At 31.2% G+C, this 666-nt stretch carries 1 protein-coding gene; it reads right to left on the bottom strand.

Annotated features, from left to right (window positions below; all coding sequences use genetic code 11):
- Positions 1–567: hypothetical protein (locus FH871_RS34425; protein ID WP_212768315.1), on the bottom strand; the 567-nt coding region annotated here is incomplete at its 3' end.
- Positions 568–666: the final 99 nt, after the last annotated feature.

The following is a 666-nucleotide window of genomic DNA, read 5'->3' as shown; positions in this document are numbered from 1 at the left end:
ACTTTGCTCTTTTGCAGTTTTATTAATAGCATCTGATATTTCATCTTTTAACATTTTTATATATTTTGAGCTGCTTAGGGAAAAATATACTTTTATAGCTGATAATATTTTTTCCTCATAAATTCTTCTAGCTAATTTATATTTGCTAGGTAATCTTAATTGTTCAACGTTTAGAAAAAATATTACAACTCCAAAAATTACAACTACTGCATCCATGACTATATGGCTTGATCTAGAAAGAAATTTATCCACACTTAATCCAATAATTATTATTGAAACAAAGAATATTATAGGTGCCAAAATAATTTCCATCTCAATCTTTTTTTCCTTTTGATTCAGCTCAATTAACTTCGGAGTAATAGATAATCTCTCAATTTCACTAATATCTTTTAAAACTCGATTATACTCTTTACTCAGGTCACCATCATATTTAACCGGAGAATACTTCTTCTTCCGTTTCCACATTTCCCTTCCTCCACACAAAAATAGCCAAAACTCTCGAAAACTGTACGCAAAAGACGCACAATTCTCATGAGCTTTGACCATCATGATTCTTGCTAAAGCCATTGTAACAGAATGGCTTGATTTGTCAATATTACTTAATAGGGAAGGCCCCCTTAACCCCGGTCAACAGCATTTGAATTCCAATTGTTGTTAAGATAAGTC

The sequence above is a fragment of the Larkinella sp. C7 genome (genome assembly GCF_006149005.1).
Lineage (GTDB): Bacteria > Bacteroidota > Bacteroidia > Cytophagales > Spirosomataceae > Larkinella.
Note: the sequence above shows the minus strand (reverse complement) of the source record. Positions and strands in the feature narration are given on the sequence as shown.